This window comes from Maricaulis maris, from assembly GCF_049116555.1.
In the GTDB taxonomy this organism is placed as follows: Bacteria; Pseudomonadota; Alphaproteobacteria; order Caulobacterales; family Maricaulaceae; genus Maricaulis; species Maricaulis maris_C.
In genome coordinates, this window is record NZ_JAGDYT010000018.1 from 1 (window position 1) to 6,865 (window position 6,865).

General features: G+C 61.2%; 5 protein-coding genes. 3 read left to right on the forward strand and 2 right to left on the reverse strand.

Annotated features, from left to right (window positions below; genetic code table 11):
* Positions 1-891 precede the first annotated feature (891 nt).
* Positions 892-1,035 carry a hypothetical protein gene (locus JXQ94_RS13915; RefSeq protein ID WP_421924390.1) on the forward strand — a complete coding sequence of 48 codons (144 nt, stop codon included), beginning with the start codon at positions 892-894 and terminating at the stop codon, positions 1,033-1,035.
* Positions 1,036-1,661: 626 nt separating this feature from the next.
* Here JXQ94_RS13915 and JXQ94_RS13920 read toward each other — a convergent pair.
* Positions 1,662-2,570 (reverse strand): DUF6445 family protein, encoded by a 909-nt coding sequence (locus JXQ94_RS13920; protein WP_421924391.1) that lies wholly within the window; start codon positions 2,568-2,570, stop codon positions 1,662-1,664.
* A gap of 217 nt (positions 2,571-2,787) precedes the next feature.
* On the opposite strand from JXQ94_RS13920, the gene JXQ94_RS13925 reads away from it, so the two are divergent.
* Entirely contained in the window at positions 2,788-3,297 is a 510-nt protein-coding gene (locus JXQ94_RS13925; RefSeq protein ID WP_421924392.1) for a DUF805 domain-containing protein, read from the forward strand.
* A gap of 57 nt (positions 3,298-3,354) precedes the next feature.
* Here JXQ94_RS13925 and katG read toward each other — a convergent pair whose 3' ends face one another.
* Positions 3,355-5,529: a catalase/peroxidase HPI gene (gene katG, locus JXQ94_RS13930; protein ID WP_421924393.1), complete on the reverse strand. Its 2,175-nt coding sequence runs from the start codon at positions 5,527-5,529 to the stop codon at positions 3,355-3,357.
* Between the two features lie 232 nt (positions 5,530-5,761).
* Here katG and JXQ94_RS13935 point away from each other — a divergent pair, with 232 nt between their 5' ends.
* On the forward strand, positions 5,762-6,637 hold the full coding sequence (locus JXQ94_RS13935; RefSeq protein WP_421924394.1) for an SDR family NAD(P)-dependent oxidoreductase: 876 nt from the start codon (positions 5,762-5,764) through the stop codon (positions 6,635-6,637).
* Positions 6,638-6,865: the final 228 nt, after the last annotated feature.

A 6,865-nucleotide genomic window follows, 5' to 3' on the forward strand; every position in this document is an offset into this window, starting at 1 on the left:
CTTCGCGGTTTCACCCTTGAGCTGAGGAACCGGATACGGCCCGCTGGCTGACAAGCGATCTATGGCCAGTCCTGCGCGCGGCGCTCGGAAAAATAGGGACACACACCCATTAGCGACGCCGAAATTTGGGTTCCCAGGGTCTAAGACGAAGCTTTGCAAGCGTCCCCGCGTGGGCGCGGAATAAATGGTGTGTGTCCCCGCTTTTTCGGGTTCGGGGCTGTGGTTAACACTGAAGGAGAAATGTTTTTCTCAACTCTTGACGGTAGTGTGGGGCACCCAGGAGGCATGGATGATTTTTAGCGGATAGATGTTTCTGGGCTGCTGGATGAAGTGGCTGAGCTGGTGGATTTGGTTGGCGGTAATGAGTAAATTTCAAACTTATAGATCGAATTATAATCGGTACGTAGTAGTTCTATATGTAATTTTAACATTATTGATAATTGGTACGGCAGCATCAGAGTTTTTTTCCTTCTCGTAATGATTTGCGGATTTCTGATTCAAATTCAACGATTCATCCTGAGATGCCCAACATGTGACGAGCCGCCGATAGGCTGGGCTAACTTCGCATTTCTTGGGCCGCGGTGCTCAAATTGCGGACAGTCGTTCCGAGAGGCGGAATAGGGCCGTGTCAGAGGAACTTCGGCCTAAGCGTGGGGCGTCGGGCTTCCATTTTCGTTTGATGCGCAACCCTTTCCAAGGATGACCACACATGACCTTGGAAACTGTGTCTGTCCCGGTTTCTCCCACAGCGTTTCGACCGCCGAGTTCGCGTGCGTATGAAGACTATGTGAGAAATTCCCTGCCGAGACGGCAGCAAACCTATGACTGAGGTGTTTATCTATGTGCGATTCCGAGACAACAGCGTTGGATCTGACTTGGGATGAGGTTCGGATGATCGTGGCCACGCTGTCGCACGCGTCGCGCGGTGAGCCATTTAGCCAGTTCAAATTGAAGATAGGTTTTTCTGCTGATGAAATTTCAGCGCTCGCTAGCAAACTCCGCGGCGTTATGGATGAGCACAACAAAGATATGTGATCGTCCGGTCGGAATGGAACATCCATGCGTACGACCAACTAGCCTAACGATATGACCTAGTTTGCGGCCTGTTCCGCAGGAATAACCGGGACAGACACAATTACCCCCCCCCCCCTACCGACCCCCGCGCGCAGGCGCAAACTCCACCCTAAACCGCTTGCCGGGAGACCGCCGTATCCGGTTCTTCAGGTCAAGGGCCCGCAGGGCCGCTTCGCGGTTTCACCCTTGAGCTGAAGAACCGGATACGGCCCGCTGGCTGACAAGCGGTCTATGGCCAGCCCTGCGCGCGGCGCCACTGTTCCAGCGAGAAGAAAAGTGGGACACACACCGCTTATTCCGTGTCCAGTCTTGGGCGCCCGCGTGGCCTGGGACGGAAGTTTCGGCTCGATTTCGTTTCCATCGCCGAAAGCCAGGCCGGTGCGCCCATCGGGAATCCCGTTTCGGTGAAGTATCCCTACCTTGCCGCTTCTTCCCGGCTCAGATCATCGGCCAGATAGCGCGCCCAAGCCTTGGCCGCATGGCGTCAGATCGCGGCTTTCAAGGCCCCTCCGTTCTTGCTGTCCACTGCTTCTTCATGCGAGCCGAGCGCCGGTTTGCTGACATGCGCGCAGCATTGCATGCGCCAACTATCCTTGCAGAAAAAAGGAGTTCACGGTCAGCCGCCCCTCTCCTACATCACGGGAGAAACTGAAGTTCGGGGGAATGTCTCCGGAGTGCAGCAATGCGCCACGATACATCACGACTCGATTAAACCGGGCGTGCGTTTGCGCAATCCTCTGGAAGCGTGAACTGCTGCCGTCGAAATATCCGCCGGGCAGAGTCCCGTCTTGCCGTTCTTCCGCGTCCAGTGTCTGGCGATACGTGTCGAGGCGGTTTTGGCGGACAGTCTCATAGCTTGTTGAGGTGTGCCGGTAGTGACTGGTTCCGCCCTTCTCCGGGCCCGAGAGATAGTGAAGCAGCGCGATCAGGCTTGGGTCTGTGGAATCGTGATGCGGAATGCGTTGAGCGGAGGAGAGCTTGTCCGGGGCTGTTGTGACGAGGGAGAAACTACACTCGATCAGCTTGGCGTCCCGCGTATAGCCGAACACGTTGGTCAGGATGTCACGCAGCATCTCAGCCTGATCCATCAGGTATTCCGACGGCGCGTTTGAGCGGATTCCTGGATAGCCCGGCGGAGGAGGTGTGAAAGTCCGGCGCGATGCATCGGCGACCAGAGCGTCGGGCCGCTTGTAGAAATTATCGATGACCACCAGCGGTTCAGATTCCTGACCCAGGAATTGAACGGTGTAGCCACCGCGATCTTCGATTTCGTTCATGGGTGCATTCGCCTTTTGCCAACCCTGAAAGCGAGTTCGAACAGGCGGGCCAGCAATGCCCGGAGCGGGCCGTGCGCATCGCGCGCCGGCTCGAATTTCGTCTGCCGGCTTCAACAAGGCGTGCCGGGTGCCAAAAGGGAGGCCCCCCATTTCATCGCGCGCCTGGCGCCACCCGCCTTGGCGCTGAAGGCGGGTGGCTGCGGGATGGCCGATAGACACAGGAAATGTCCCGGGCGGGCCCTGGCGCATGCTTCCGGTCACCGGGCATTTGCGGCAGATGGCTTGCTAGCACAGGGTCTGGACAGGTCCCCTGGCTGACACGCCATGCCGGAACAGAGCGGCGCGGAACGCACCTGTGGCCGATCGGGTCAGTGATCATTTGGCCCGCCGGACGTCGCTGTATAAGGTCACCATCTCAGTGCGGGGATGAGTGACGATGTTGCAATGCGTGTCCTATCACCTGACCAATCTGACCCGGTTTGAGGGGCGTGACCCGCAGGCGGTATTCCTGCCCTGGGGCATGATGGGTGTGCAGGTGGCGGGGTTTGCGATGGTCCTGGCCATCGCCCCTGTCGCCCTGGAGGTTGCCGGGGTCGCGAGCCCCCTGTTTGGCGGGCGGGCCTGGATCGTGTCGACGGCGCTCGTTCTGCTGGTCGTCATCGCCCTTTTTGTTCTCATGGGCGCGTCCATCACGCGGCGCCTGCATGATAGTGGGCGAAGCCTTGTATGGGCGGTCCCGCCGGCTCTCTTGCTGACCCTGGTTGGGTCTCTGATGCCCTATAGCTTCGCGCAGATGCCGGATGATGGCGCCTCACCGGATGGGTTTTTTGCGTTGATGGGGCTCATATCGGTCTACCTTCTGTCGGTGCTTCCCCTGATTGGGCTTCTGCTCACGAATGGCAGCGGCGAACCCAACCGGTATGGCCCGCCTCCGACCGACACCTGACACGAAAAGGGCGGACCCGTGGGCCCGCCCTGTCCTTTTGTCCGGTCACTTCCGACCCTAACTCACATCAAACCGGTCGGCCTCCATGACCTTGGTCCAGGCCGCGACGAAATCCTTGACGAATTTCGCCTCATTGTCGTCCTGGGCATAAATCTCGGCATAGGCGCGGAGGATGGAGTTCGATCCGAAGACCAGATCGGCGCGGGTGGCGGTCCATCTGGCCTTTCCGGTGGCGCGGTCACGGATCTCATAAGTCGACTTGGAGACCGGCTCCCACGCATAGGACATGTCGGTCAGATTGACGAAGAAGTCGGTTGTCAGCTGGCCTTCACGGTCGGTGAAGACGCCGTGCTTCGTGCCACCATGATTGGTGCCGAGGACCCGCATCCCGCCGACGAGAACCGTCATTTCCGGGGCCGTCAGGCCGAGCAGCTGGGTCCGGTCGAGGAGCATCTCTTCCGGCGTGACGACGTAATCCGCCTTGGCCCAGTTGCGATAACCGTCTGCCAGCGGCTCGAGCGAGTCGAAGCTGTCGCCATCGGTCATGGCGTCGGTGGCGTCGCCGCGGCCCGCCGTGAAGGGCACGGCAATGGAGTGACCGGCAGCCTTGGCGGCCTGCTCGATCCCGACATTGCCGGCCAGCACGATGATGTCCGCGAGGCTGGCGCCGAGCTTGCCGGCGATGGGCTCGAGAATACCGAGCACGCGGGCGAGGCGGTCGGGTTCATTGCCCTCCCAATCCTTTTGCGGCGCCAGGCGAATGCGGGCGCCATTGGCGCCGCCGCGCTTGTCCGATCCGCGGAAGGTCCGGGCACTGTCCCATGCCGTCGCGACCATGTCGGAAACGGAGAGTCCGCTCCCGGCGATGGCAGCCTTGGCGGCGTCGACATTCCAGCCCGTCGGACCGGTCGGGATCGGGTCCTGCCAGATCAGGTCTTCAGCCGGGACGTCGGGGCCGAAATAATTGGCACGGGGGCCCATATCGCGGTGGGTCAGCTTGAACCAGGCGCGGGCGAACGTGTCCTTGAAATAGGCCGGATCCGCCATGAATTTCTCGCAGATGGCGCGATAGGCCGGATCCATCTTCATGGCCATGTCGGCATCGGTCATGATTGGCATGCGACGGACAGAGGGGTCGGTCGCATCGACCGGCATATGCTCTTCCTTGATGTCGACGGGCTGCCATTGATTGGCCCCGGCGGGGCTTTTCTTGAGTTCCCACTCATAGCCGAAGAGAAGCTCGAAATAGCCCATGTCGAACTGGGTCGGATTGGTCGTCCACGCCCCTTCCAGCCCTGAGGTCACGGCATTGGCGGCCTTGCCACCCATATTCGGATTGAGCCAGCCAAAGCCCTGATTCTCGATCTCGCCGCCTTCCGGCTCGGCGCCAAGCGCGCCGGCATCGCCATTGCCGTGTGCCTTGCCGACAGTATGGCCGCCGCAGGTGAGGGCGGCAGTCTCGGCATCGTCCATCGCCATGCGGGCGAAGGTTTCACGGACCTGTCCGGCAGTCTTGATCGGGTCGGACTGACCGTTCACGCCTTCCGGGTTCACATAGATCAGGCCCATCTGGACGGCAGCGAGCGGGTTTTCCATCGTGTCCGGCTTGCCGACGTCTTCATAGCGCGTGTCCGACGGGGCCAGCCATTCCTGCTCGGCGCCCCAATATGTGTCGATTTCCGGGTGCCAGATATCCTTGCGGCCAAAACCGAAGCCGAATGTCTTCAGACCCATATTCTCGTAGGCGATCGTCCCGGCCAGCAGCATGAGATCGGCCCAGGAGACCGCGTTTCCATACTTCTTCTTGAGCGGCCACAGGAGGCGGCGCGCCTTGTCCAGATTGCCATTGTCAGGCCAGGAATTGAGCGGTGCGAAACGGATATTGCCGGCACCACCACCGCCGCGACCATCGGCCAGGCGGTAGGAGCCCGCGGAATGCCAGGCGAGGCGGATCATCAGGCCGCCATAATGGCCGTAATCCGCTGGCCACCAGTCCTGGCTGTCGGTCAGGAGGGCGTGCATGTCGGCCTTGAGGGCGTCGACATCCAGCGATTTGAGCGCTTCGTGATAATCATAATCCGGGCCCATCGGGTCCGACTTGGTGTCGTGCTGATGCAGGATGTCGAGATTGAGCGCGCGCGGCCACCAGGCCATCACGCTGCTGCCGGTCCCGGTATTGCCGCCATGCATGACGGGGCAACCACTCATACCCTTTGGATCATTACCGTCCATTGTCTTCCTCCCAACGAAATATTGCTTTGCAGATCCGCGAACCGGGTCTGCGATGAGACCCTTATCCCAGACGATGATCCATTGATCCAATCAATTTAATCATGAATGGGTATAGAGTGGACCACTATTAGATGCGATCGGGCGCCACGCAGGCCGAGGCTGGCGGGCGCATCCGCCGCCGCAGTCTCCCGTCGGGCTGTCAGGGGTGTTAGGGTCATCGGATCAGGCAGGGATGAGCGATATGACGAACGGGTTTTTCGAAGCGAAGACGGTCTGGGTTACCGGAGCCTCCTCAGGACTGGGGCGGGCCATGGCGATCGATCTTTCCAGGCGGGGCGCACGGGTCATCCTGTCGGGTCGCAATGAAGCGGCGCTGAAGGAGACCCAAGGCCAGCTCGCGGGCGACAGTCTCATCCTGGCCTTCGAGACAACCGATATGGAGGCGCTGCCGGGTGTGGTGGAGACCGCGCTGGCCTGGTCAGGTCGGCTTGACGGGCTGATCAATAATGCCGGCATTTCCCAGCGCAGCCTCATCATCGACACCGATATGGCCGTTTATCGCCGCCTGATGGAGGTCGACTTCTTCGCGCCTGTCGCGCTGACCAAGCTTGTCCTGCCGCACATGATCGCGGCGGGGGCCGGTCATGTCGCGATCGTCAGCTCGCTCGCCGGCAAGATCGGCACGCCGGTCCGGTCCGGCTATTGCGCAGCGAAACATGCCTGCGTCGGCTTTTTCGAGTCGCTGCGGGCCGAGGTCGAGACAGCCTATGGCATTGGCGTCTCGGTCATCCTGCCCGGATCTGTGCAGACCGGGATTTCGCGCAATGCGCTCTCGGCCAACGGGGACGCGCGCGGCGTCTCGGACGCGAATATCGAAGGCGGGATGAAAGCCGGGGTGGCGGCAAGCCTGATCCTTGACGGGATCGCGGCCGGCCAGACCGATATTGTCATCGCCGAAGGCATGGAGGCGGCCGCGCTTGGCCTGCGGACCAGCGATCCGGATCAGCTCTTCGCCATCCTGGCAGAGCAGGGCAGGCAGCTGGCTGCGTCCGCCGGTTCGGACAAACCGATCGAACTGCGCCGTGTGAACGACGACACGCCGGCCTGACACCAACCGGCCGAAGGGGGCCGGGACGGGGCAGGCGCAGTCCACGCGGGCGCCCCGGGCTGGACACGTCCCTAAATCCCATGCCAGCCAGCGGGCCGTATCCGGTTCTTGAGGTCAAGGGCGCCGCAGGCGCCGCTCCGCGGTTTCACCCTTGAGCTCAAGAACCGGATACGGCGACCTCCCGGCATGGGGTTTATGGCGAGGCGTGCGCCCTCGCGCCAGCGGGCC